At 49.9% G+C, this 24,944-nt stretch carries 21 protein-coding genes; 17 read left to right on the forward strand and 4 right to left on the reverse strand.

All coding sequences use genetic code 11. The features are described from left to right. Positions 1–232, forward strand: a 232-nt coding sequence (locus B5X72_RS19795; protein WP_176146276.1) for an ATP-binding protein, incomplete at its 5' end; no start/stop codon positions are given. A gap of 54 nt (positions 233–286) precedes the next feature. Next, a complete protein-coding gene (locus B5X72_RS19800; RefSeq protein WP_079718674.1) occupies positions 287–1,042 on the forward strand; it encodes a metallophosphoesterase in 756 nt (251 codons plus the stop codon). Between the two features lie 418 nt (positions 1,043–1,460). Here the strand turns inward: B5X72_RS19800 and B5X72_RS19805 are convergent, their stop codons facing one another. Next, positions 1,461–2,276, reverse strand: a complete 816-nt coding sequence (locus B5X72_RS19805; protein WP_079718675.1) for a cold-shock protein — start codon at positions 2,274–2,276, stop codon at positions 1,461–1,463. Between the two features lie 150 nt (positions 2,277–2,426). On the opposite strand from B5X72_RS19805, the gene B5X72_RS19810 reads away from it, so the two are divergent. Next, positions 2,427–2,867: an NIPSNAP family protein gene (locus B5X72_RS19810; protein WP_079718702.1), complete on the forward strand. Its 441-nt coding sequence runs from the start codon at positions 2,427–2,429 to the stop codon at positions 2,865–2,867. A gap of 36 nt (positions 2,868–2,903) precedes the next feature. Here B5X72_RS19810 and B5X72_RS19815 read toward each other — a convergent pair whose 3' ends face one another. Further along, positions 2,904–3,806 (reverse strand): DMT family transporter, encoded by a 903-nt coding sequence (locus tag B5X72_RS19815; RefSeq protein WP_245827040.1) that lies wholly within the window; start codon positions 3,804–3,806, stop codon positions 2,904–2,906. A gap of 165 nt (positions 3,807–3,971) precedes the next feature. Here B5X72_RS19815 and B5X72_RS19820 point away from each other — a divergent pair, with 165 nt between their 5' ends. From B5X72_RS19820 to B5X72_RS19855, 8 genes are all read left to right on the forward strand, one after another. Beyond that, positions 3,972–4,649: a response regulator transcription factor gene (locus B5X72_RS19820; RefSeq protein ID WP_079718677.1), complete on the forward strand. Its 678-nt coding sequence runs from the start codon at positions 3,972–3,974 to the stop codon at positions 4,647–4,649. Then, positions 4,646–5,911 carry a sensor histidine kinase gene (locus tag B5X72_RS19825; RefSeq protein ID WP_079718678.1) on the forward strand — a complete coding sequence of 422 codons (1,266 nt, stop codon included), beginning with the start codon at positions 4,646–4,648 and terminating at the stop codon, positions 5,909–5,911. Before B5X72_RS19820 ends, B5X72_RS19825 begins: the two co-directional genes overlap by 4 nt. 41 nt (positions 5,912–5,952) lie before the next feature. Further along, positions 5,953–6,753, forward strand: a complete 801-nt coding sequence (locus tag B5X72_RS19830; protein ID WP_079718679.1) for an HAEPLYID family protein — start codon at positions 5,953–5,955, stop codon at positions 6,751–6,753. Positions 6,754–6,804: 51 nt separating this feature from the next. Then, on the forward strand, positions 6,805–7,260 hold the full coding sequence (locus B5X72_RS19835; protein ID WP_176146277.1) for a PepSY domain-containing protein: 456 nt from the start codon (positions 6,805–6,807) through the stop codon (positions 7,258–7,260). A 102-nt stretch (positions 7,261–7,362) separates the two neighbouring features. Beyond that, entirely contained in the window at positions 7,363–8,094 is a 732-nt protein-coding gene (locus tag B5X72_RS19840) for an ImuA family protein (protein WP_079718681.1), read from the forward strand. 7 nt (positions 8,095–8,101) lie between these two features. Beyond that, positions 8,102–9,604, forward strand: a complete 1,503-nt coding sequence (locus tag B5X72_RS19845; RefSeq protein WP_079718682.1) for a Y-family DNA polymerase — start codon at positions 8,102–8,104, stop codon at positions 9,602–9,604. A 6-nt stretch (positions 9,605–9,610) separates the two neighbouring features. After that, a complete protein-coding gene (locus B5X72_RS19850; RefSeq protein ID WP_079718683.1) occupies positions 9,611–12,757 on the forward strand; it encodes an error-prone DNA polymerase in 3,147 nt (1,048 codons plus the stop codon). Positions 12,758–12,993: 236 nt separating this feature from the next. Then, the gene (locus B5X72_RS19855) at positions 12,994–13,311 is read left to right on the forward strand and encodes an ABC transporter permease (protein WP_245827042.1); all 318 of its coding nucleotides are present in this window, start codon (positions 12,994–12,996) and stop codon (positions 13,309–13,311) included. Here B5X72_RS19855 and B5X72_RS19860 read toward each other — a convergent pair. Then, positions 13,244–15,574 (reverse strand): cation:proton antiporter, encoded by a 2,331-nt coding sequence (locus tag B5X72_RS19860; RefSeq protein ID WP_079718685.1) that lies wholly within the window; start codon positions 15,572–15,574, stop codon positions 13,244–13,246. The two genes, B5X72_RS19855 and B5X72_RS19860, sit on opposite strands and share 68 nt — an antisense overlap. Before the next feature lie 11 nt (positions 15,575–15,585). After that, complete coding sequence (locus tag B5X72_RS19865) at positions 15,586–16,050, reverse strand: hypothetical protein (protein ID WP_079718686.1); 465 nt, start codon at positions 16,048–16,050, stop codon at positions 15,586–15,588. A gap of 225 nt (positions 16,051–16,275) precedes the next feature. Here B5X72_RS19865 and B5X72_RS19870 point away from each other — a divergent pair, with 225 nt between their 5' ends. The 6 genes from B5X72_RS19870 (at position 16,276) to B5X72_RS19895 (ending at position 24,938) form a co-directional block, all read left to right on the forward strand. Beyond that, a complete protein-coding gene (locus B5X72_RS19870) occupies positions 16,276–17,286 on the forward strand; it encodes a GntR family transcriptional regulator (RefSeq protein WP_079718687.1) in 1,011 nt (336 codons plus the stop codon). Positions 17,287–17,803: 517 nt separating this feature from the next. Then, positions 17,804–18,259 (forward strand): alpha/beta hydrolase family protein, encoded by a 456-nt coding sequence (locus B5X72_RS19875; protein ID WP_079718688.1) that lies wholly within the window; start codon positions 17,804–17,806, stop codon positions 18,257–18,259. Positions 18,260–18,294: 35 nt separating this feature from the next. Next, on the forward strand, positions 18,295–21,387 hold the full coding sequence (locus B5X72_RS19880; RefSeq protein ID WP_217698173.1) for a SusC/RagA family TonB-linked outer membrane protein: 3,093 nt from the start codon (positions 18,295–18,297) through the stop codon (positions 21,385–21,387). A gap of 10 nt (positions 21,388–21,397) precedes the next feature. Then, the gene (locus tag B5X72_RS19885; protein ID WP_176146278.1) at positions 21,398–22,858 is read left to right on the forward strand and encodes a RagB/SusD family nutrient uptake outer membrane protein; all 1,461 of its coding nucleotides are present in this window, start codon (positions 21,398–21,400) and stop codon (positions 22,856–22,858) included. Positions 22,859–22,865: 7 nt separating this feature from the next. Then, entirely contained in the window at positions 22,866–23,789 is a 924-nt protein-coding gene (locus B5X72_RS19890; protein ID WP_079718691.1) for a dihydrodipicolinate synthase family protein, read from the forward strand. A 15-nt stretch (positions 23,790–23,804) separates the two neighbouring features. Next, the gene (locus B5X72_RS19895; RefSeq protein WP_079718692.1) at positions 23,805–24,938 is read left to right on the forward strand and encodes a sialidase family protein; all 1,134 of its coding nucleotides are present in this window, start codon (positions 23,805–23,807) and stop codon (positions 24,936–24,938) included. The last annotated feature ends 6 nt before the right edge of the window (positions 24,939–24,944 follow it).

Raw genomic sequence — 24,944 nt, forward strand, 5'->3', positions numbered from 1 at the left:
CCTGGATGACTTCGGGCTGGTCCATCTGGACCAGCAGCAACGGCTGGACTTGATGGAGATCATGGAGGACCGACACGCCAAAGCTTCAACCATCATCGCATCACAGCTGCCCGTGGCAAACTGGTACGACGTGTTCGGTGACGACACCATTGCCGACGCTGTGCTGGACCGTGTGGTTCACTCATCGCACAGGATTGAATTGAAAGGTGAAAGTATGAGAAAAAAGAAGTAAAATTGTCAGGTCATTGGGAAACACTCAACCCAGGACCTATCGGAGGGGGTCAGTATGCCCGTTACGGGGGTCAGCATCGACGTTATATCCAGCATTGAGCGGTCAGGGTTTGACCCGGATAATGATAAGCTTATCCAGCTGGGCGATATTACGGATGGATATCCCGATGTATTTGAGTGCGTCGATATGTTGATGAAAATAAAAAACCTGATCGCCATCAAGGGGAATCACGATGATTGGTTCAATGAGTTTATTTCGACGGATTTCCATCCGCAATACTGGAACCTGGGCGGATTGGGCACGCTGAAATCTTATCTCCGTCACGCAGGGAAGCCGGATATGTTCCGCGCGACACGCAGCGGCTATAAAACATCGCTCGCTTCCTCGGATATTCCGGCGGCCCACCGGCAATTCTTTATGAGGCAGCAACTGTACCACGTCGATGGGAAAAACCGCTGTTTTGTGCATGGCGGCTTCTTGTCGGGCATACCCCTGAGCCAGCAACGCCCGCAGGAATTCTACTGGGACAGAACCCTATGGGAAAATGCTTACCGGCATAAGCTACTGATGGCAGGAGACGAAAAGTTGCGTTCGTTTGCGCCCGTGCCGGACTTCTCGGAAGTTTTTCTTGGCCACACGCCGACCATCAATTGGGGGACAGACGAACCATTGAATGCATTCAATATCTGGAATCTCGATACCGGAGCAGGCCACTCGGGCAGATTGACTATCATGGATGCGGACACCAAAGCTTACTGGCAGTCCGACCCGCTACCATCGCTATATGCGGAAAATACAAGGCCCGGCTAAGGGTGGCTTCCTTGATTACAACGTCCGAAAAGAACGGCATTGATTGATGCGACGGAATTAGTCGGCGGACCTAAACGATATGTGGTTGCATCAGCGGAAAAGATGCTGCCTGCTGCCGACAACGACCCTCGGCTTAACGTATGCCTTTCGGGTTTCGGCTGGTCTTCGGCTCAGTGTGTTTTCTCAGCCCCCTGACCGAAAAGCGTTTTGGCGTAAATTCGGTATTTTCTTCCGGTTTTTTCTTGTCGGTATTCTCGTTCTAGGTGTTTTTTTCGACCGGTTTTCCTGTCTTATTGGTGCTCATGTCTTCAAAGGTTAAGTAAACAAATCAATAAATTAGTTTCCTCTATGAATAATACAACCAATAAGCCATTTTGTTTGGCCGAAGGAAAGCCCCGCATCGGTGGCAAGTTGTGGCTTACGTGTCGACAATGGCTTTCCAGTATTCCCTGTCGCCATTTTCTAAAAAGTCAAGGTAAGGTATCAATGCGTCGATTTCACTTCGTTCCATGGTTTCGATGCCGTCAAACAATGCATTTACAAACTCAGCACAGAATGTGGTGCCAAAGCTGTAAGCACTGATCCGTCGCAGTTCGTCATAACCAATTTCCGTCGCATTCAGGTTCAGCACTTCCTCCGGTATTTCATAATCTCCCTGTTTGTCATAACCCAGGTATCGGAATTTGCCCGCTTTCCATACCCTGAAAAGGATCTCATGGGTGATGCAAGTCCCGAAGTGCTGGAAAATGCGGACAAGTAAGCGCGCGGCGGATGTTTTTTCCAGCACCTGGGGGATAGTCTTTTCCAAGAACATGGCGTATGGGATAAATACGGATGGGTCAAAGCTGCTGTCAAAATTAGACGTTAGCATAGCGAATGCAAAATCCTCATTTTTTCCCTGCAGGAGCTGCTTGACAGCCAGTTTCATCAGGCTATGCTTGTGTTCTTTTTTTCGTCTATCCGGAAGCTGTATCATGTCGTTCGTTCCCAACAACAACAATGTGGCTGCCTTCCAATCCTCCTGATGGTCAAGGATACGGCATTTTGCTGTCGTATAGCCGTCCCGCTTTGCGTTTATTTTTTTATGGCCAAAAATTACGGTGCTGCTCTTTATCTCTCCCTGGGGTGGGCTAACAAAACCCCGGATATGCAGGAATAGCTCTTCTCCCGACGGTAATGCGATGATACCGAATCCTTTTTTGTTGTCAAACCATTTCACTGCGCCGATGAACATGGTTGGGTCTGGGCATTTTTTCAATGCTATAAAGGTAAAGAATATAATCCACTATTACGGCTTAAAAAGCAATATTATAAAAAGATGGAATAAATATTTTTATCTTTAGTCGGCAGAAGTAAAATTACCCCTTTCTTAACAATGGATTTTATGAAAGCGTTACTTTTTTTGCTGTTGTTCTCGGCCCTTGTCGGCCATGCCCAGCAGCGTCAACAGGTCAAAGGCAATCCTGTACATCAGTTACGAATCTATGAAATTTTTGAGCATAATAAAGACGCTTTCCATCAGCGTTTCAACGACCATGCACAGCGGATAATGAAGCAGTATGATTTTCACATCATAGCCATGTGGGAGACCAACACCAATGGCAAGCTTGCTTTTGTATATTTACTGGAGTGGCCGGATGTGCAGGTGCTCCAAGCGAGCTGGGATAAATTCATGGCTGATGAAGAATGGGCGCGCATCAAGCAGGAAACAAGCAGGCTGCATGGTCAATTGGTCGGGGAGATACAGGATATCCGCATGGCCGCCGTCCCTTATTCGCCGTTGATGAATTTCAAGGAAATAATGGATACAGCCAGGGACAAATGACGATTGTCCCTTGACTGCATCTTTATCTGTTGTCTATTATTGACGTTTTCGTCCTGGTCGCCTCATCCGTTGTACCAGATATAACCCCGCAATGACAAGGAGAACACCACCGAGTGTGTGCCAGGATAGCGGTTCTTTCATCAGGATGGCGGCAATGGCAAACCCCGCAATCGGGCAGAGGAAGAGCCATGCTGAGGCTTTGATGGGGTTGTCGCGCAACAGGTACAGCCAGATCAGTACAGCAAATACCGATACCGGTATGGCCAGCCAGAGTACGGCACTCCACCAGCGTACATCGAAGGTGTTGGCCGAATACTCAAAAGATAAAAACAAGCATGGGAGTAGGCATACACCGCCGATAAGCGTCTGCCAACCGTTAATTGTGAGAATATGGAGGCCATCCCATTTTCGTCGGGCAAAATAAATGGCTCCTACCGAATAAGCAAGCATGCTTAGGAAAAGGATGCCGATACCCAGCCAGGTGGCATAGCTGGTTTCAAAGAGCGGATATGCGGCCAGCAACATTCCCGCGATGCACAGGACGAAGCTGAGTATGCTAGACAGACTGACCGGTTGTCGATACCATAGCGTGTTGATGAGCATGATAAGTACCGGATTAGTTGCGACAAATAGCGTCCCCAAGCCTGCTGATACCTCTTCCATGGCCAACACGTACAGGCCAAGATATAGGCTTACATTGAACAATCCGTAAATGAACAGTTGCTGCCAATGCGTTTTGCCCGAAGGCAGTGGCTGGCGCATCACTAGATGGGCAATGCCGAGCATGATGGCTGAAGCGATGGCAAACCGGGCAATAGCAATGACAAAAGGCTGGGCCGATTGGAGCCCTATTTTGGTAGCTGCCGAAGCTGAAGCCCATAGGATAGCAAATACCACGCCTGCCGAGAAATATGCAAACCGATGAAGGGGACTTTTCAACTGTATCGTAATTTTTCGGGCGAAGCTACCCAAAAGAATTGTCATCACCACTAAATCTGATCGATTTCAAATCATGGGTGGCCGCCTGCGATGTAGGCAATCACCGATTCCAACTTCATTTCAGTATCTTGCACGAAATTGCTTTCCCACAAAAAAGGAGGTATTATGAACATCTTGGTCATCGAGGATGAATGGCCATTACAGGAGACCATCCGGGAGTCATTGGAGAAAGAAAATTTCCATGTCGAGACGGCCAACACTTTTGACGAAGCCATCAATAAAGTAAGTTTTTTTGACTACGACTGTATCCTGCTGGACATCATGCTACCCAAGGGTAGTGGCTTGGACATCTTACGGCACTTACGAAGCATTGAAAAAGGCAATAATGTTATTATCATTTCGGCCAAAGACTCCCTGAATGACAAGCTTACCGGCCTAGACCTCGGTGCCGATGACTACCTGACCAAGCCCTTCCACTTGGCCGAGTTAAATGCCCGCGTCAAATCGCTCTTGCGTAGGCGGTCTTTCGGCCGGAAAAATACGCTTGCTTTCCAAAATATACATGTGGATATGGATAATTTTTACGCCGCTGTAGATGCCATCCCGTTGGCCTTGAACCGTAAAGAATTTGATATACTGGTTTATTTCATGTTGAACAAAAACCGGATTGTCAGTAAACCATCCATCGCAGAAAAAGTATGGGGAGATTATATGGAAGATGCGGATGACTTTGACTTTATCTATTCGCAAATCAAAAATCTCCGGAAAAAATTGCGGGATGGTGGCGCTAAGGTCAAAATTCAGCCCATATACGGTATGGGATACCGGTTAGAAGCGCTATGAAGTTATTGAACCATACGTTGGGCTACTTGGCTTTGGCCTTGTTGTTTGTCGTCGGGCTATGGGGGTGCCTCTTTTTTCTATATCTCCGTAGTCAGATTAATGCCGATCTTGACCGCAACCTCAATAATTATAAACTGGATATTATCGAAGAGGCTCACCGGGATTCTACGGTGTTGATCCGACATGGCTTTTGGGGGAAGTCTTTTGAGATCCACAAGGCCACTCGTGAAGAAGCGTTTGCGGTCAGTGACACTTACGAAAATGGTTATATGGCCATGCCGCAAGGCGATGGACAGGTCCCCGCACGTGTGCTCTATACCGCATTCGAACTAAACGGCAGTTATTACCTACTGACCACATCACTGGCTACAGACGAGATTGACGATCTCATGTCGTCTCTGGCCCTATCCGTTGTGGGACTTTATCTTGCGTTACTGATCAGTATTCTACTACTGAACAACGTAATTCTCCAACGGGTCTGGAACCCATTTTATCAGTTGGTGAGCCAGGTAAGCCGCTTTCAAATCGGCCAAAATCAACACTTAGACCTGCCAGCCACCGGGGTGACCGAATTTAACAAACTGAATGAAGCCGTAAGCCAACTGGTTCAGCGAACCGAAGAAACCTACCGCAGCCAGGAAGAGTTTACCGCCAACGTGGCCCACGAACTGCAGACGCCACTCGCCGTGAGTTTAAACAAACTTGAGCTTTTGTTGGAAAGGCACGACATGACGACTCCCATCGCCAAGGCAATCATACAAGTGAGCGAGATGCTGCGTCGTCTTACACGATTGAATAAGTCGCTGCTGATGCTCATCAAGATTGAAAACCACCAATTTGCCGATAGTGTTCCTTATCCATTTGATGTGCTTACCGAAGGGCTGGTGAGCGAGTTGGAGGTTCTTGCTAAGCAACGTCGCATAACGCTTGCATTCCACCGCAAGGGGGGCTGGCAGACCACCATCAATAGCGATTTAGCCACCCTGTTGATAACCAATTTACTGAAGAATGCCATTTCCCATAATTATCCTGGGGGGAGCATAAACTTGACGGTCGGCCCCGGAATGCTGGAAGTGCGCAACAGCGGCCTTTCAAATGCGCTGGATCAGCGGTTGATATTTGAGCGCTTCCATAAAGGGGATGCCAGTAACCAATCCTCCGGCTTGGGGCTGGCAATTGTAAGCGCCATTTGCCGGCTATACCACCTGACAATCACCTATTCATACCAGGATGGGCAACATGTTTTCAAGGTAAGCGGATAAAAATCCAACATGATTTCAACATGCTGTCGTAGCCTTGTGGCATGAAACAATTGTTATACCGCTTATGCATCGCGGGGCTGCCGATTGCAGCGTCCGCACAGGTCATGGAAAAGCCTTATAAAATCAAACATGCAGAACCCTTATACGTCGACCTAATGCGGGATTTAGGGGCGCACCGTGGCGAAAAAGAAATCAACGTAGGGATGAGTTATCAGGAAATGGGCGATTATTCCGCCATGCAGGGATTTGCCGAGTACGAATTTGCGGTGGCTGATCGCTTGGGGCTGGAAGTCGAGATGCCTTTTTCATTATATCGTCATTCGGGCGCAATGACAGATCTTTCATCAATTCCCCATAGTAAAGTAGAAGGATTAAAACTAGCCGGACAGTACACCTTTTTGGTAGCCAGGAGGGCGCAGGTCTCGATGGCGATAGCCTTTATCCATGAATTTCGCTTCCACTCACCCTATTCAGTGCGGCATGGTAAAGACTTCTTTTATGCCAATTCAGAAAACCCTATTTTTATCGCAGCAAAGCGCTGGGGCAGGCATGTCCATACATTGCTTTATACCGGTCCGGAATGGGTGTTTTCGGCTGAGCCGGGGCAACGGCAATTTGCTTACCAGTTGAATTATAGCCTTCATTATATGGTAGAAGGTAATCATTTCGTAGGCATGGAGGTTAACCAGGAGTGGACACAGCACGGCTGGGAAACCATGCTGCATCCACAGGTCAAAGTTTCATTGAGCCACCATGTAGCCCTCGGGCTCGTGACTGGCGTGCCGACCGGCCACCACAGGGAGAGCCCCCAACTGATGACCAGGCTGATTGTTGAACCGTAATGATCAACGTCAAACTTGTTTAACAAAATGGTTAATGTAATCTTAAAGAAGATGAGTGTAAGGAAAAGATGGCTGATACTGACCGTAGGATTGTTGCTCTGCTCGTATACATGGGCCGGAGCCCAGGAAATAAAGCGGAGCCAGGTTCCGTCGATCATCCTAAACCGCTTTGAGACGGAGTTTCGCAACGCGCGCGATGTGGAATGGGAACGTAAACCAGGTTTATACGAGGTCGAATTTGAAATAGGTCCGTGGGAACACAAAGTGCATTATGATCGGGATGGTATGAAAGTATATCATGATCGGGAAATCGGAGCAGACCAGTTGCCGCTAATGGTCAAGGATGCTATTCGGCGCAAATATCCCGGCTGCAGCCTGAAAGACATGAAACACATCGATAGGAAAGGCCAAATCACTTATGAGGTAGAAATTAAGACCGCTGACGGACGTGAACGCGAATTGGTTCTTGATGAAAAGGGAGCTGTGCGATCGGATCGACGAGATTAACCCCCTTTGCATGCTGTTGGAGCAGCACCTTTTAAAGAAATTGTTTGCTAATATTATTAGTATTACTATATTTGTTGTCGCAGTCCACAAGGCATGGCAACGATGAAGGAAAGCAAACAGGAAAAGGTGAACCGGCTAAAACAGGATATGCTGCGCTGGCAGGGATTTGTCCGCCCCGAAAGCCATGCTGCAAGGATAGGCCTTGGGCCGGTAGAGGACGCTTTCCCCAATGCCGTTTTCCCGCCTTACGGCGTTCATGAGTTCATTAGTGGGGGGCGGGAAGAAGACGCGGCAACCAGTGGTTTCATGGGGGGGCTATTGTCCCGTCTAACTGAAGGAAACAAGACCTGCTTATGGATTAGCACATCAAGGATACTTTTCCCGCCTGCTATGGGGGCATTTGGGGTACGGCCGGACCGCATCATCTTCGTCGACGTGCAACGGGAGCGTGATGTTTTGTGGGCCATGGAAGAATCGCTCAAATGTAATGGGCTGGCCGCCGTGGTAGCCGAATTACAGGATATGGATTTTATCCAATCGCGCCGTCTGCAATTGGCGGTCGAAAAGAGTAGCGGTACCGGATTGGTGCTGCGCAGCAATCCCCGCAATATCGGGTCTACGGCCTGCACGGCCCGTTGGCGGATTAGGCCATTGCCAAGTGCATTGGAGGAAGGGATGCCCGGTGTAGGGCCTCCCCGATGGCAGGTGGAATTGCTGAAGGTACGTAATGGTAACCCGGGGTGCTGGAAGATGGAATGGTCCCGGGGATGCTTTGTGCCGGTCATGCCATCCATCCGCCAGAATAAAGCCTTGCAATTGCAGAAAATAAGCTGATAGTTGAATGGAAAAGCGGTATGCATCGATTTGGTTCAAATACCTAAGGACAGACAGGCACGCTATCCGCCGGCCCGAACTGCGTGAAATACCGTTTGTGTTGGCTGAGCCTTTGCACGGCCGCATGGTCATCACAGAAGCGAATGCCATAGCCGAAGCACAGGGCGTGACACGAGGAATGGTCGTGGCCGATGCCAAAGCGTTCCTGCCCAGCCTGATAGTCATCGACAGCCAACCTCAATTGGCTTCAAGGCTGTTAAAGGCACTTGGCCTATGGTGTATACGCTATACGCCTGTAGTGGCAGTGGACCCACCCGATGGGCTAATCCTTGATATTAGTGGATGTGCTCACTTATGGGGTGGTGAGCGGGACTACCTTGCACTCATCGTATCCAGGTTGCGCTCAAGGGGCTTCCATACGCGAATAGCTATTGCAGGTACCATCGGTACGGCATGGGCAATGGCACGCTTTGGCAAGGCAACGCCAATCATCGCCAATGGATCCGAAATCGGTACACTCATGCCGTTGCCTCCGGCCGCGCTCCGGCTGGAACCGGAGACGGTGGATCGCCTGCAAAAACTCGGTTTGCGTACCATCGGCAGCTTTCTGCACATGCCACCCTCTGTGCTACGCAGGCGTTTTGGCGATAGGATCCTGTCAAGATTGCGACAGGCATTGGGGCAGGAAGATGAGCATATCGTGCCGTTGCGACCCATACCGCCATACGAGGAACGGTTGCATTGTCTGGAACCTATTTGTACAGCCATCGGTATTGAGATTGCGATTAAGAAGTTATTGGAATCACTTTGCAAACGCTTATCGGGTGAGGGTAGGGGCCTGCGAACAGCCATCCTGAAATGCTGCCGCATTGACGGCAAAATTGCACAGGTGGCCATTGGTACAAGCAGGGCAACGGCCAATATACCGCATCTCCTGAGGTTGTTTAAGCTGAAAATACCCAAGATCGAACCGGCATTGGGCATCGAATTATTCATATTGGAAGTGCCTAAGGTGGAGGATACCGACCCGGTGCAGGAGGCGCTTTGGAGCAGCTCCCCCGGATTGGAGGAGACATCGCTGGCTGAGCTGATCGACAGGCTGAAAGGTAAGGAAGGTACCCGTGCCATTTACCGGTATCTGCCAGACGAACATTACTGGCCGGATCGGTCTATCAGGGAGGCGTCCTCCATTGCGGAACAACCCTCCACGGCATGGAATACCGACAGGCCAAGGCCCACCCGCCTGCTGACAAGACCCGAACCTATCGAAGTGACGGCTCCGATACCGGATTATCCGCCGATGTTGTTCCGCCACAAGGGGGAAGTACACGCTATCAAAAAAGCGGATGGGCCTGAGCGCATTGAACGGGAATGGTGGATGGATACCGGTGAGCACCGGGACTACTATGATGTAGAAGACGACAAAGGTCGCAGGTACTGGCTGTTCCGTGCTGGGCATTATGACGACGGCAACTCACGCCAATGGTTTTTGCATGGTTTTTTTGCTTGACGGATTATGGGCTATGTAGAACTGCAGATAACCACCAATTTCAGCTTTCTCCGCGGAGCCTCACATCCCGAAGAGCTGGTGGAACGCGCAGCGGCATTGGGTTACAATACCCTGGCGGTGACCGACCGCAACAGCTTCGCTGGCCTTGTGCGGGCACATATCGCTGCCAAGAAGCACAACATGCGTCTCATCCCGGCTTGCCGCCTTGACTTGCTGGATGGCCCGAGCCTGCTGGCCTATCCCACGGATAGGGAAGCTTATGGACGGCTTTCTTCCCTGCTTACCGTAGGCAACCGCAGAGCAGAAAAAGGACAATGCCACCTGTACAAAGCCGATGTGTACGAATACGCTAAAGGAATGGAATTTGTCGCAGTGCCGCCTAATAAGCTGACGGATACCTTTGAACTGGAACCCGATTACGTGCGGCACATCACGGAATACCGCGAAGCGCTAAGTAGCCACTTCTCCCTTGGTGCCATACGTACTTATACAGGTGATGACGCTAAGCGACTGTTTCGCATCCATCAACTGTGCCAGCGGCTGGATATGCCCATGGTGGCCCTGAACGATGTGCACTACCATGTACCCGAACGCCGCGAATTGCAGGATGTACTCACCTGTATCCGGGAGAAATGTACCATTCAGACAGCTGGCTTCCGGCTGCATCCGAATTCGGAGCGATATCTTAAGCCAATGGATGAAATGGAGCGATTGTTTCGCCAGTACCCAGATGCCATCCGCAATGCAGGAGCGGTTGCTGAATCCTGTCATTTTTCATTGGATGAACTGACATATGTGTATCCTGAGGAGCTGACCAACGAAGGCCGTACGCCGCAGGAGGAGCTTGTTATGCTCACCTGGCAGGGGGCTGAGCGGCAATTCGGCACGGATATCCCTGAGCCGGTCAAAGCGGCCATCAACCATGAATTGGCATTCATCGAAAAAAAGAACTATGCTTCTTATTTTCTTACCGTACATGATTATGTACAATTTGCACGCAATCGCGGCATCCTATGCCAGGGGCGCGGCTCCGCGGCCAATTCCACGGTCTGCTACTGCTTGGGCATCACTTCCGTAAATCCAGCGAAATTCCGGTTATTATTTGCCCGATTTATGTCAGATGCTCGGGATGAACCTCCAGATATCGATGTTGACTTCGAGCACGAAAGGCGCGAAGAAGTGATTCAATACATTTACAGCAAGTACGGACGTGATCGGGCCGCCATTGTGGCCACGGTCACACAGGTGCGCTCAAAGGGCGCAATTCGTGACGTGGGTAAAGCGATGGGGCTTTCGTTGGATGCGGTGGCCCGCTTATCTGGAGCCATTGGCAGCCATTGGGATGATCATATTGATATGCCGTTGCTGGCCAGTCAAGGCTTCAACCCCGGTGATCCACATCTGCGAAAAGTATTGGAACTAACCGACCAGTATATCGGGTTTCCCCGACAATTGGGGCAACATACCGGTGGATTTGTTATCACACAGGGCAAACTGCACGAACTATGCCCCATTATCAATGCCCGGATGAAAGACCGGACAAACTTGGAGTGGAATAAGGACGATTTGGAAGCAATGGGATTCCTGAAGGTGGATGTGCTGGGCCTTGGCATGCTTACCTGCATCAGGAAAGCGTTTGATCTTGCCAAGCGGCACTATGGGCGTGATTTGACGCTCGCCGGAGTACCGGGGGATGATCCGAAAGTATACGAAATGATTAGCCACGCTGATACGCTTGGTGTATTCCAGATTGAAAGCCGTGCACAAATGTCCATGCTTCCCCGGCTACAACCCAGGAAGTTTTATGATCTGGTCATCGAAGTGGCCATTGTCAGGCCTGGCCCGATACAGGGCGACATGGTGCACCCCTACCTGCGGCGGCGTAGGGGCGAAGAACAGGAGGATTACCCCTCTGAGGAAATCCGGCATATCTTGGAAAAGACATTGGGTGTTCCGCTTTTTCAGGAACAGGCAATGGAGATTGCCATTGTTGCCGCCGATTTTACCCCCGCCGAAGCTGACGAACTTCGCCGGAGTATGGCCACTTTCAAGGCTAAGGGGGAGGTCAGCCGCTTCCGTGCAAAAATGGTAGCTGGTATGGTCAAAAAGGGCTATTCGGAGGAGTTTGCCATGCGGGTATTCAGGCAGTTGGAAGGCTTCGGCAGCTACGGCTTCCCCGAAAGTCATGCCGCTTCATTTGCCCAGCTGGTGTATATCTCCTCCTGGCTGAAATATTATTACCCCGATATCTTCGCTGCATCTTTGCTCAACAGCCAGCCGATGGGCTTTTACCAACCCGCCCAGCTTGTCATTGACGCTCGAAAACATGGGATAACGGTCTTGCCTGTAGACGTGAATCATTCTCATTGGGACCACACGTTGGAGGGGGTGTTCGGCAAGTGCTATCATGCATTGCGCCTCGGCTTCCGGCAGGTGAAGGGGCTGGCAGCGGAGGACATGGAGGTCTTGGTCAAAGCACGGGGTAGCGGTTATCCATTCGTCGCCGCGTTGGTGAACGCCGGGGTGCCGATATCCGCCATGGAACGGCTGGCCGACGCAGACGCTTTCCGCTCGATGGGCCTTGATAGAAGGAAGGCATTATGGGAGGTGTCTGCCTTGCGGGACCGGCCGATAGCCCTGTTCAAAGGCCAACCCTCCGAATGCGCCTCGGAGGGTCAGGTTGAACTTCCGCTGATGACACCCGGCGAGCATGTGGTGCAGGACTATGCCAGCACATCGCTGTCCATCAAGGCCCATCCTGTCAGTTTCCTCCGGGAAAAACTGGATATGCTCCACGTCACTCCGACAGGAACATTACCCACGATGAAGGACGGAATGTCCGTGAAGGTTTGCGGGATGGTGACCGTACGGCAGCGTCCTGGCACCGCTAAAGGAGTGCTCTTCGTCACGGTGGAGGACGAGACAGGGTTTGCCAACCTTGTCGTGTGGGGCAAGATGTTCGAAAAATATCGGAGGGAAATCCTACAGTCCAAGCTGCTGTTGGTGTCTGGTAAATTGCAGGTCGAGGGTGAGGTTATCCACGTCGTTGTACAGCACTGCATCAATCTGAATGGATGGCTGCGCGGTCTTGTCGCACCCCAGGATGGCGGCATAGTGGGCAAGGTGTTTCATAAAGGACGGAATTTCCAATGAGGGACGTTGAACGGTTTTGAATGCATATGAACAGGATTGAATTTGCGATCATCGGCCATAAGCTCCTTTTTTGCTGCTATGATACGCAATTTACTCAAAACCATTTGGCGTCAATTGGCGCAAAGCAAATCACGGGGATAGGCCCATTAAGCCGCTCATCATGGATGTGAAGGAATACGAATACTTTGGCGTGATTTTGATCCGCATAGGGGATAAGACCAAGCAGGCTGCTGGGATTGGTTATTTTTTCTATTGAGCAGCGTACCAAAGAGATAGGCATCCGGAAAGTGTTGGGCGCATCGATGATCGATATTGTGGGCATGTTATCGCAGGACTTCATCAAGCTGGTGTTGGTTGCTGCTATCATCGCCTTGCCTATTGCATGGTGGACGATGAACCGCTGGCTGGCAAATTTTGCGTACCGCATTGATGTCGAATGGTGGATGTTTGCCGCGGCGGGCTTGATGGCAGTCATCATCGCGTTGGTTACATTGAGCTGGCAAGCGGTTCGGGCGGCGGCGGCCAATCCGGTGGATTCGTTGCGGGATGAGTGATCACCTCCCGTATTCGCTTTCGGTTGCCGACAAGCCAAATGATGTCTCCGGCTTTGAAGACCAAGGAAGCTTCAGGGTTAAGCATACGGATGCCGTCGCGTTCTACGCCCACAACCTGCACCTGGCCGTCGGTATCTTCACGCAATCCCGAACGAGCGATACTTTTGCCGACCAGCGGGTGCGTTGCTTGCAGCATTACCTGATGAAGGCTGATGTCTTCGATGGCCATATCGTTATACTGGATATCCTCCTGCGATTCAAATGCGGCTTTAAAGTGCATCATTTGCTCATCCGTACCCAATATTCCAACGTGGTCTTGTGGAAGCAGGCGATGGTCGCCCCCTGGCAGGTGAATGATATTTTCTTCGCGCCTGATGTAAACCACCAATATACCGTATGCTTCCTTCCATCCCAGGTCTTTTAGATGCCTCCCCGCATAGGTAGCCAGCGGGGGCACCTCCATTTCCACGATATGGGCGTTCCATGCCTGCAAACCGCTTTGCACTTCTTCATTTTTTTGATTAAGCCGTCCGCTATTATCGGCTTGGATAAGACTGTTTTCACGTTCGTTCAAGTTGCTGATGAAATGCGCCTCGATCCGTTGATACAACACCTGTATCCGCCGTGAAAATAAATAGATAAACGGCAAAATGACCGGAAGGGTAATCCAGAGCGCCACATGTGTAGAAGTGAGCCGGTCGATAAACAATCCGACCAACAATACCCCGATGAGTACCCGGACGATTTCAATGGCCATTAGCGGAGCCTTATTGGTCGCCGTGTCCATCCACATGGCTTGGTAAGCATCACATCGTGGCTTTTGGAAGACGACCGCCCAGAGGAAAGGCGCAGCCGGCAGCATGGCCGCTGCCACGGTGACCGCATGTTGCACAAAAGCGCTGGCTATTTTTCCTTCGATGAAGGGGAGGAATGCATACCTGAATAGTAGCAGTATAGCAATCAGTACGATGCTATTGATGACAATGATGCGGATATATTCCTTAAACAGTACTTTCCAAGCCGGATTAGCGCGAAGCTTTTCTGTGCCCGTGGCATAGTGTTCGATTCGGTCTTTCCAATGAGCTAAGGGGACGCGCGCAAGCCAATTATAGAACGGTTCGGAATATTTGATCATGTACGGGGTGGTGAAGGTGGTGATGGCAGATACCCCTACGGCAATAGGAAACAGGAATTCCGAAATCACGCCGAGTGATAGGCCCAATGCCGCTACAATGAAAGCAAATTCGCCAATCTGCGCCATACTCATGCCTACCTGCACAGCCTGCTTCAGCGGTTGACCGGACAGCAGCGCACCCAGCGCACTGAACAAAAACTTGCCACCGATGGTCAGTATCGTCACCACAACTATCGGGAATGCATACTGGAGCATCGCTGCTGGGTCTATCATCATGCCCACCGACACGAAAAACACCGTGCCAAACAATTCTTTTATTGGTTTGGTCAAATGCTCCACCTTTTCGGCTAAGGTGGTCTCGGCGAGGATAGACCCCATTACAAAGGCTCCCAGTTCTGCGGAAAAGCCAACCCGTGTAGCCAAGATCACCATACCCAAGCATAAGCCAATGGAAAAAATAAGGAGTGTCTCCTCATCCATCCATTGCCGGGCCCTTTTCAGGAAGGAGGGGATCAGGTAAATGCCCAATAGAAACCAGAGCATGAGGAAAAAGCCGAGCTTGAACACAGTAAAGAGGATTTCACCCCCTTCGAATTGCTGGGTCACCGCTACGGTCGAAAGCAAAACCATGAGCAGGATGACAATAATGTCTTCGACAACCAGCACACCGAACACGACCCGCGCAAACTGCATGGTTTTGATGCCAAGCTCATCAAATGCCCGAAGGATAATGGTCGTTGACGAACTGGCCAGCATCCCCGCGAGGAATAGGCTGTCCATTTGGCTCCATCCCAACAGCTGTCCGGTAAAATAGCCCAGTGAGCTTACAAAAACAATTTCGATGACAGCGGTTATAGACGCATGGCCACCGACACGCAGTAGTTTCTTGAAGCTGAATTCTAACCCCAGACTGAACAGTAAAAAAATCACGCCCAGTTCGGCAAAAGTCTCGATATTTTCAGTGTCTACAATGGAGGGTATCAGCTGGAAATGCGGACCAACGAAAAATCCGGCGATAATATAGCCGAGCACCAGAGGCTGTCTGATGCGCTTGAACAGGATGGTAACAAACGCGCCGACCAGCAAGATCAGGGCTAAATCCCGTATGAGTTCTGGTAGATGGGCCATGAGCTGGTCGTTTAAGCCTTATTGGAGGTTCGCTGCTTGGCTTTGTCGGTCAGCGCCATGCTGCCCCGTCTGGTGATTTGCTTGATGTGATCGACATGCCGAAAACGTATCGCGCTCCAATCTTCATCAATGGCCACTTGGCGGACGGGTTCAAGGTCATATTGTCCCAGTATTTTCCAGCCCGTATCCCGGTTGAAATCGCATTGATACCGTTTCGAAGTGCCTTTTGGATAGCAGAACCACAGTACCGCGTCAGTTTCAAGCTTAGGGACGAGCTGCGTGATAATGTTGTCAATTTCTTTTTGTTGTGTGACGAAAACAATCGCAAAAGAGATGCTTCCGGCCCGTTCTACTTCAGTGACTATCTGCGTATCAGCGGCGATATCATTCAACGCCACTTGGAAACTTGGAGGGTGGTTGATGGAAAGCAGGGATTTTTGACTCTTGAAATTGAGTTTTTTAAATAATGCATTCATTTTTCAATGGATTTGACAACATAGACAAAAATAGTCAAAAATTGGAAGACATAGGTATGGACATAACAGGTAATGGATGGAGGCTACGGGAGGCACCATTATCCAATAAGCAATGCGATTTGTCGACTGTACTGTTCTGTTTTGTTATGAAGCAAGAATGCCGTACTTTTGGACGGCGGGAGTGTGCGCGTGTCGCCGCCTTGTTACGCCTATTAAAAAGCTTATATGAAGAATTCGGAAGTTAGTACCGTGAATAGCGAACTGAAATACCTGAAGTTGGCTCACCTATTATTGGATAAGATAAAGCAAGGAGATTTGCGCATCAATGACCAGCTGCCGTCGGTCAACCGGTTGGCTGCCGAGCACAATATCAGTAAAAGCACGGTGCTGATGGCACTGAATCACCTAATGGAAAAAGGGATTATTGAACCAGTTTACCGGAAGGGCTTTTTTGTGAAGAAAAATAGCATTGATCACCAATTCCGGGTCTTCTTTTTATTGGACAAATTGACGGTTTTCAAAGAGGAGCTATATCATTCTTTTTTCAATAGATTAAAGGATCATGCGCATATTGATGTATTTTTTCACAATTACAGCTATCGGATTTTCGAACGGCTCGTGCTTGAAAACTTGGGGAATTACACGCATTATGTGATACTCTCCATCATGAAAGAAGATGTGTCACCAATCATTAATCTGATTCCTCCAGAGAAAAGAATAATACTTGATTACAATATCGAGAATTTGAATGGGGATTATTCTGCTGTATACCAAGATTTTGCAGGTGATATCTATGCAGCGATGAAGGATGTGCGTGGGCGTGTGGAAAAATATCGGCGGGCTGTGCTGGTTTTGCCTGAGGATTCGTTTTACGGCAACTTAGTAAAAGATGGTTTTTTGCGTTTTTGTGAAGAATATCAGTTTGACTACCTGATTGTCCATCAAATTGAGCGCAGTCAGTTCAGGCGTGGGAACGTTTACATTACGCTAAACCGGCATGATCGGGACGATGTAGATATCATTAAGTTGGTGCGCGAGCATAAGTATAAGCTCGGTCGGGATATCGGGCTGATTTCGTATAACGACCTCTATGTCAAAGAAGTGCTTGAAGGAGGCATTACCGTGATAAGCACGGATTTTTCCAAGATGGGGGAAGAAGCGGCTAATTTGATTTTGGAGGGCAAAGTGGCGAAAATCAAGAATCCCAGCAAATTAATCATTAGACCGTCTCTTTAGCTGAACTATACTGTTCTGTTCCTGTTTTTTTGGTATTTATTGTAAACACATGGAAATTCTTTCTGTGTGTTTTTTATTTTTTATAGCTAACTATCAGCTATATATGTTTATTAACCGAATCTTCTGTACTGGTCTGTATTGTTTTATAATGTTTTTTGTATATGTTTGTACTGTAAATCAAATTATGAAACATGACTGCTTTGCCGATGCTTGCGTTCCTTGTTGCTTTGACGGGCATGGCCACATCCGCTCAACCTCTTGTCGTTAGGGATACATTAGTTCAAGTTGCTGGTCGGGAAGTGTATATAGCGATGCCGCCAATAACGCAAGATGGGTACCGCGTCGTATTAGCCTTACATGGTAGTGGCCGTGAAGCACGAAGCTATAAGCCTGGAGACAGCAAGGCAAATGCTTTTTATGTGCGTCAGCGCGATCTGGCCGTCAAAAACGGGTATCTTTTTGTAGTCGTCTCTAACGGAAGCGACACTTGGGGTACTGATCGGGGGCTAATGCGGTATTGGATGCCTATCGGTACATTGAAGCGAATTTCCGCGTGCAGCAAAAGTGGGTATTGTGGGGCAGTTCGGCAGGGGGGGTGCTCATGTATCGTTTGATAAAGGAATATCCGGCTATTGTGGATAGGGCTTTGGGTACATTTGCCGTCTATGATCTCTCCGATGCTTTCAAACGCCTGACATCTGCACGTCATGCGTGGCGGTGCGATAGCGCTTTTAAAGACATTAATCCAGCTGCGGCGCCAAAGGCGCTTGCACAGATACCCTTGATGCTTTTTCATGGCATAGCCGATCAAACAGTGCCTTTGGAGGCGCATTCCGGTCGGCTCGTGCAGGATGTAAAGCCGTTCGGTGGATCGGTTGAACTGTACAAGGCACCGGGTGGCCATGATACAGCGAATATGTCGTTATATCCAGATCGGTTAATCAATGATTTTCTACGAAAAAAAATAAACTAACAACGAATAAACTTAAAAATGAAAAGCGTATGAAAATGTATCCAAAACTTGGAAAACGCTTGCTTGCGTTGTGGAGCCCGCTCCTGCTTTTCTGCCTGGCACAGGGCGTAAGTCTACTGGAGGTGCAGGCTAAGCATGTGAAAACACAGCAAACCGTTTCGGGACGGGTCATCAACCACGATGACGGAACAGCGATTGTTGGGGCCGTGGTGAAAGTGAAAGGCACGGATGCCGGTACCTCGACCGATGCCGACGGGCGCTATACCTTAAACGTGCCTGCTGAGCATGCCGTATTGGTCGTTTCTTTTGTAGGCTTCGCCACACAGGAGATTGCGCTCAACGGTCGTAACGTAATCGATGTGCGCCTAATATCCGCAATGGCCGATTTGGAGGAAGTGGTGGTCGTTGGTTATGGCACGCAAAAGAGCACACGTGTGACGGGGGCTATAGCCAGGGTAACCGCCAGCGATTTGGAGGAGCGACCTGTGGGAAGGGTGGACCAAGCGTTGATGGGAAAGCTGGCAGGGGTACAGGTACAGCAAGTGAGTGGTGCACCCGGTAAAGTGCTGGATGTAAAAGTGCGGGGAACAAGCTCTATCAACTTCGCAAACAGCCCCTTGTATGTCGTAGATGGATACCCGATTTCAGGTGATCTGAATACGCTTAATACCAACGATATCGAATCCATCGAGGTGCTTAAAGATGCGGCCTCCGCAGCCATTTATGGTTCGCGGGGCGCAAACGGTGTCGTGCTGGTCACCACGAAGTCGGGCAAAGCAGGTACGCCTGTTATTCAGGTCGATGCGTCAGTGGGCTTACAGTCGCGGTTTAGCCGATATGACGTGTTGAACCGCGATGAGTGGATAGCGTATGCCATTGAGGAGCGGAATAATAGCTGGGTATTGCAGGGCGGTAGTGCCGACGATCCCAATAGCGCACGGGCAAACTCAAATTATTGGATTGACCCCGTTTGGCTCAGTGATCCCGGGTCGCTGCCGGATAACGATTGGCAGCGCCTCGTAGACCGCGTTGCGCCGGTGGAAAATTTTCAGCTTTCTGCGTCAGGAGCAAATGAAAAGTCAAGGTACTATCTGTCGGGCAACTTTTTTAACCAAAAGGGCATCCTTATCGGATCGGATTTCCGCCGGCTGAGTTTCCGCTCAAATATTGAATCGAGGGTCTCCGACTGGATCAACGTAGGAATTAATCTTTCCGCCGGAATTAACCGGGTCAACGATCCCAGGACCGACTGGTTCGGCGGTCCGGTGAGCCGCTCACACATCATGCCACCTGTGGTTGGCATCGATCAACAGACCGAACAGGGCGGTTATTACCCCTATGTGCTGGCTGCATTAATCAACCCGATTGCCATGTTGAATGAATACACGGATGAAACGAAGAGAAAGCAGATGCTGGTGAACGGTTTTGCGGAATTTAACTTGGCAAAAGGCTTGAAGTTACGCTCGACGTTTGGTACGGAGCAGTGGTCGTCTGAAAACCTATACTTTATACCGAACAACATCAACCGTGGCAACGGCAGCCAAGGTACCGCTTCAAGTGCCACATACGAGGACTATCTGACCGAACATACCCTGACCTACCAACTGGTCCGGAACAATTGGGATCTGGACGTCATGGGCGGGTTTACCTATCAAGAGGCAACTACGGGCGGGATGAACTTGACGAAGCAGGGGTTTGCCGACGATGAAATCCGAACGTTAAATGCGGGCACCATCCTGAATTCGGGTGGCTCCGACAGGACCATCTGGAACCTCATGTCTTTTCTCGGGCGTGCGAATTTCTCTTATCGAGATAGATACCTGATAGCGGCCAGTGTTAGACGGGATGGAAGTTCACGATTCGGCCGGGACAATCGCTGGGGATGGTTTCCGTCTGTTTCTTTGGGATGGCGCATGACCGAGGAACGCTTCATGGAAGGTATCGATTGGATGTCGGAGCTAAAGCTGCGCGGAAGTTATGGAGTTGCTGGAAATAACAATATTGGGAATTTTGCCGCTTTGGGAACTTTAAATGCAACTAACTACGTGATCGGTGCTGATCAGCAGAAGGTTGCGGGCTATAGTCCTGGGTCGTTCAGTAATACCTTTTTAGGCTGGGAAAAGACTTATACCGCAGACATCGGTTTTGATGTCGGCCTGTTCAATAACCGTGTACAGGTAGGGTTTGACTTCTATCGAGCAGATACCAAGGATTTGCTTTTGAATGTCCAGATTCCGGAAGTGACAGGTTTTGCCACTGCGCTTCAAAACGTGGGAAGTGTGCGGAATCAGGGGGTGGAATTTGAACTAAATACGGTTAACTTAGCGGGAGCTTTCCGGTGGACATCCGCTTTTAACATTTCGGCCAACCGGAATAAGGTGCTGTCGCTTGGGCCTGACGGAAGTCCCATCTATGGCACAAATGAGGGATATCGGGTCACCATTACGCAAATCGGCCAGCCCATTGGCAGTTATTATCTCTTTGAGCAGGAGGGCGTGTTTATGAATGAAGCCGATCTAAATAGCCATCCGCATTATCTGACGCAAAATGTAGGTGATATCAAGTACACAGATTACAACAACGATGGCCGCATCGATCAAGATGATATTCACATCGTTGGCAATGCGTTTCCTGATTTTTTCTGGGGCTTCAGGAATACCTTCTCCTACAAGGGACTGGACCTGACGGTATTTATGGATGGTCAGCAGGGCGTCGATATACTAAACATTGGAAGTCGCTCCAATATGCAATCCCGCCAAAATGTATGGGGAATGTGGCGCAACCGCTGGCGCTCGGAGGATAACCCTGGCAACGGTATGGTGCCGAGGGCTGCTGTGACCGAGAATATGACGACCCCGTCCACGTTCTGGCTATTTGACGGCTCTTATTGGAGCATCCGGAACATCACTTTTGGCTATACTTTTCCTCAGACCGTGCTTAATCGCTGGACGGCGGTGAACGGTGTGCGTGTTTTCTTCAGTATGGATAATGTGTTCATGCATGATCACTATCACGGGAACCCGCAGACCGGAAATCATGCAAATACAAGCCTGACACCGAATATAGACAGTGGAACCAGTTATCCCTTGGCCCGGAATTTTACATTGGGATTGAATGTTAAATTTTAATATCAAAGACATGAAGCGCATTATTATTATCATGTTGGCCGGTTTGTTACAGGCTTGTAACAACTTGGACCTTGTGCCGATATCTGAACGCACCGTGGAAGGGTACTACCAGACGGAAGAGCATATCAACTTAGCGCTGCTCGGTTGCTACAACGGGTTGAGAAGTGCGATGGTAAGCCAGCAATATTCATACATGCTTACCGAGTCGAGGAGCGACAATACCTTCCAAAGCCTCGATTACAACGATGGGAACATTTCAAGATTCTCAGAAACATCCCTACTGCCCATACTTTTCACAGCATGGAGCGATTATTACAATAAGATCCAGCGCTGCAATAAAGTGCTGGAAGAGATGGTAGCGATAGATATGCCCATCGAAACCGCCCGTCAATACGAAGGCGAAGCGAAGTTTATCCGAGCGCTGCTGTATTTCGATTTGGTGCGGTTGTGGGGGAGGGTGCCGTTGGTGACAACGACGTTGACCATCGATGAAGGTTACCAGGTACGGCGCAATGAAATCAGTGAAGTGTATCGCCAGATTGAATCGGATTTGATTGATGCAGCGAACCTACTGCCACCTGATTACCCCAGCGCCAATCAGGGCAGGGCAACCAGTTGGGCAGCAAAGGCGTTTCTCGGGAAAGTGCTTGTGTTTATGAGTGGATACCCGCTTCATGCTGCTCGTTGGGGCGATGCCGCCACCCTGTTGCATGAAGTCATTGAATCAGGGCGTTTTGAGTTTTTTGAAAACTATGCGGACGTCTTCAGCCACGAGCATGAGTCGGGCCGCCAGGCGGTATTCTCTTTGCTGTTTAAAACCGGTGTTTCCGGAGAGGGAAATCCGTTTCCTACTCGTAACACACCCAATTTTATTTCTCGGGCGCTGGTGCCTATGGGCGGCAGCCCTTTTCAGTTGTTCCTCTCGAACGATCTGATCAACAGTTTTGAAAATGGAGATACGCGGAAAGAGGCGGTGATCTGGAGTGAATGGACAAACAATGCAGGGGAAGTGATTACATCCCAGCCGTTTAGCAAAAAATACTTGAATGGACCCGCCGTGCAGGGCGATGGGTGGGACATCGACTGGATCTTGCTTCGTTACGACGATGTGCTGATGTTGTATGCCGAATGCCTCAATGAGCTGGGCTATGTGCCCGAAGGTGAAGCATTCGATATCCTGAATAGGATCAGACAGCGTGCGGGGCTAACACCAAAAACAGCAACTGATATATCAGATCAGCAGCAGTTCAGACGATGGGTAGAGCATGAGCGCCGGATGGAGTTCTGTTTTGAAAATCAGCGGTGGTTTGACTTGGTCCGGACGGACCGCGCATTGGATGTGATGCGGGATTTTTTACGCAACTACGGGCTCGAGTCGGCGATGGGATCGCGTGCCCGTTATTATTACCCCGTACCGCAGCAAGTGTTAGACATCAATCCGAATCTTGAGCAGAACGAAGGATATAACTAATAATCGCATGGAAAATCGTATCACAGGTACTTGGTGTACACTTTTGCTACCCCTCAATACGGATGACAGTATCGATTTCGGGAAGCTGGAGGTACAAATAGATGCGCTTATTGCTTTTGGGGTGAGCGGCATTTATTCCAACGGTACGGCCGCTGAATTTTACAGTCAATCGGAGGTGGAGTTTGATCAAATCAGTGAACTACTGGCCGAGCGGTGCAGGGCTAATGCCACACCGTTCCAAATAGGCTGCAACCATGTCAACCCTATGCTGGCGCTCGAACGTGTCAAACGGGCAGCTGCCTTACAGCCCGACGCCATACAGGTGATACTTCCGGACTGGACAGTACCTTCCATGGACGAGATTGTCGATTTTCTGATGGCTGTTCAGCAAGCCGCCAATCCGATTAGGCTGGTATTGTATAATCCGCCTCATGCAAAACGGGTGTTACTGCCGGAAGAATATGGGATATTGCGTGAGTCGGGTGTACGGTTGGCCGGCTGCAAAGTAAAGGGCGGTGACGCCGCATGGTACGCGGCTATGCGCCAGTCCGATCCCGAACTTTCACTCGGTGTGCCGGGCCATACGCTCGCTAGTGGAATATTGGCGGGCGCTGACGGGTCGTACTCCAATATAGCGTGCCTGCATCCGGGTGCCGCACAAGCCTGGTATCACCTGATGGCGGTAGATATGGAACGGGCGCTGGAGCTTGAAAAGCGCATAGGTCTCTTTATGGAGCAACTTATCCGGCCATACATTACGCGGTACCAGTATTCGAATCAGGCAGTCGACAAACTAATGGCGGCCGTGGGCGGCTGGGCGCCGATAACTACGCGGCTGCGCTGGCCATATCGCGGTGTCCATGAGCGAGAAGTAGGCGCAGTCCGGATTGAAGCCGAGCGAATTATACCAGAGTTTTTCCCAACAAACTAACAACGCATTAATCTCATGAAGAACATTATAACTTGGATCGCTTGCCTAATCTGCCAATTCCCACTTGCTGCGCAAGAACAAAGAGCGGACACCGTGCCTACGGTTGTAGCGGCAACGAAGGAGTCGCAGATTTTGTTGTCTCATAAGCAGTTTGCCGACAAGCAGTACCTGGCTTTCCCGGCGCTGATACAACTACCAAACGATGAGGTGTTGATCACACTCAAACGGGGAACGGCGCATGGCAATGACCGCGAGGCAGTTTGCGACATCATCCGCCTGAGCACCGCCACAAACCGCGTCACCGCACATCAGACCATCGGCAGCATAGCCGATAGGAAATTCCAGATCACCGTGCCGTTACAGACGCCAGACGGTAAGCTGCATTTTTATACTGATTTGCAACACACGGGACCTGATGGCCGGCATTACCGGGAGGGCATGCTGTACACCACGAGTGAGGATGACGGTAAGACGTATAAGCCATGGACAACGCTAAACCTGGTAGACGGTGTTGAATACGCTTATCCGTTTGACTTTGTTATTGACAATAACGTAATATATATGCTGGCGATGTCCTTTGGCTACCGCCCTGGGGGACGGTGGTCTGTAGCCGTTTTGAAGTCGGAAGATGCCGCGCAATCATGGACGTTTGTCAAAAATATTACGGAAGCCCTTGGAGACATTGCGATTAACGAAAGTGCCTTTTTGCGTACAGCCGACGGGTTCGCAGTGGTGGTGCGTGGTTACCACGACCAACCTACCCAGATCGCGAAATTCGACAAGTCGTTCAACCTGGTCAGTGCAAAGGACCTGACGGGCACAGGCATATTGGAAGGACTGATCGGGTGGCCCCGAATTTTTTCCAGGGATGGCAAGCTGTATGTGCTTGGGCGAATCCGATTGCCTGGGACGGCATTTATGCAATTGGGGTTGCTGCGGGTGAATGCCGAAAACCTGGCTATTGAGCAGGTGGCATTGCTGGACAATGAAACCGGCACCCTGCCGGTCAAAGACGGGTATTATGCCGGATTTTACTGGACTGAAAAAGACGGGGCAACCTGGTTGAACACCGTAACTTACCGATCGGTTGCAAACGACGAGTATCCGGATATTGTACGGCTCGCGTTTCGTTGGGAGGAGGTGCAGTGAGATTTA

Origin of the sequence: Parapedobacter luteus, assembly GCF_900168055.1 — a bacterium.
In the GTDB taxonomy this organism is placed as follows: domain Bacteria; phylum Bacteroidota; class Bacteroidia; order Sphingobacteriales; family Sphingobacteriaceae; genus Parapedobacter; species Parapedobacter luteus.

Bases quoted from the DNA above. Each gene is read 5' to 3' on its own strand.
- B5X72_RS19890 (WP_079718691.1), top strand. From the start codon at position 22,866: ATGGAAAATCGTATCACAGGTACTTGGTGTACACTTTTGCTACCCCTC.
- B5X72_RS19860 (WP_079718685.1), bottom strand. From the start codon at position 15,574: ATGGCCCATCTACCAGAACTCATACGGGATTTAGCCCTGATCTTGCTG.
- B5X72_RS19830 (WP_079718679.1), top strand. From the start codon at position 5,953: ATGAAACAATTGTTATACCGCTTATGCATCGCGGGGCTGCCGATTGCA.
- B5X72_RS19865 (WP_079718686.1), bottom strand. From the start codon at position 16,050: ATGAATGCATTATTTAAAAAACTCAATTTCAAGAGTCAAAAATCCCTG.
- B5X72_RS19805 (WP_079718675.1), bottom strand. From the start codon at position 2,276: ATGTTCATCGGCGCAGTGAAATGGTTTGACAACAAAAAAGGATTCGGT.
- B5X72_RS19825 (WP_079718678.1), top strand. From the start codon at position 4,646: ATGAAGTTATTGAACCATACGTTGGGCTACTTGGCTTTGGCCTTGTTG.
- B5X72_RS19870 (WP_079718687.1), top strand. From the start codon at position 16,276: ATGAAGAATTCGGAAGTTAGTACCGTGAATAGCGAACTGAAATACCTG.
- B5X72_RS19880 (WP_217698173.1), top strand. From the start codon at position 18,295: ATGTATCCAAAACTTGGAAAACGCTTGCTTGCGTTGTGGAGCCCGCTC.
- B5X72_RS19850 (WP_079718683.1), top strand. From the start codon at position 9,611: ATGGGCTATGTAGAACTGCAGATAACCACCAATTTCAGCTTTCTCCGC.
- B5X72_RS19895 (WP_079718692.1), top strand. From the start codon at position 23,805: ATGAAGAACATTATAACTTGGATCGCTTGCCTAATCTGCCAATTCCCA.
- B5X72_RS19835 (WP_176146277.1), top strand. From the start codon at position 6,805: ATGAGTGTAAGGAAAAGATGGCTGATACTGACCGTAGGATTGTTGCTC.
- B5X72_RS19810 (WP_079718702.1), top strand. From the start codon at position 2,427: ATGAAAGCGTTACTTTTTTTGCTGTTGTTCTCGGCCCTTGTCGGCCAT.
- B5X72_RS19845 (WP_079718682.1), top strand. From the start codon at position 8,102: ATGGAAAAGCGGTATGCATCGATTTGGTTCAAATACCTAAGGACAGAC.
- B5X72_RS19885 (WP_176146278.1), top strand. From the start codon at position 21,398: ATGAAGCGCATTATTATTATCATGTTGGCCGGTTTGTTACAGGCTTGT.
- B5X72_RS19820 (WP_079718677.1), top strand. From the start codon at position 3,972: ATGAACATCTTGGTCATCGAGGATGAATGGCCATTACAGGAGACCATC.
- B5X72_RS19800 (WP_079718674.1), top strand. From the start codon at position 287: ATGCCCGTTACGGGGGTCAGCATCGACGTTATATCCAGCATTGAGCGG.
- B5X72_RS19840 (WP_079718681.1), top strand. From the start codon at position 7,363: ATGAAGGAAAGCAAACAGGAAAAGGTGAACCGGCTAAAACAGGATATG.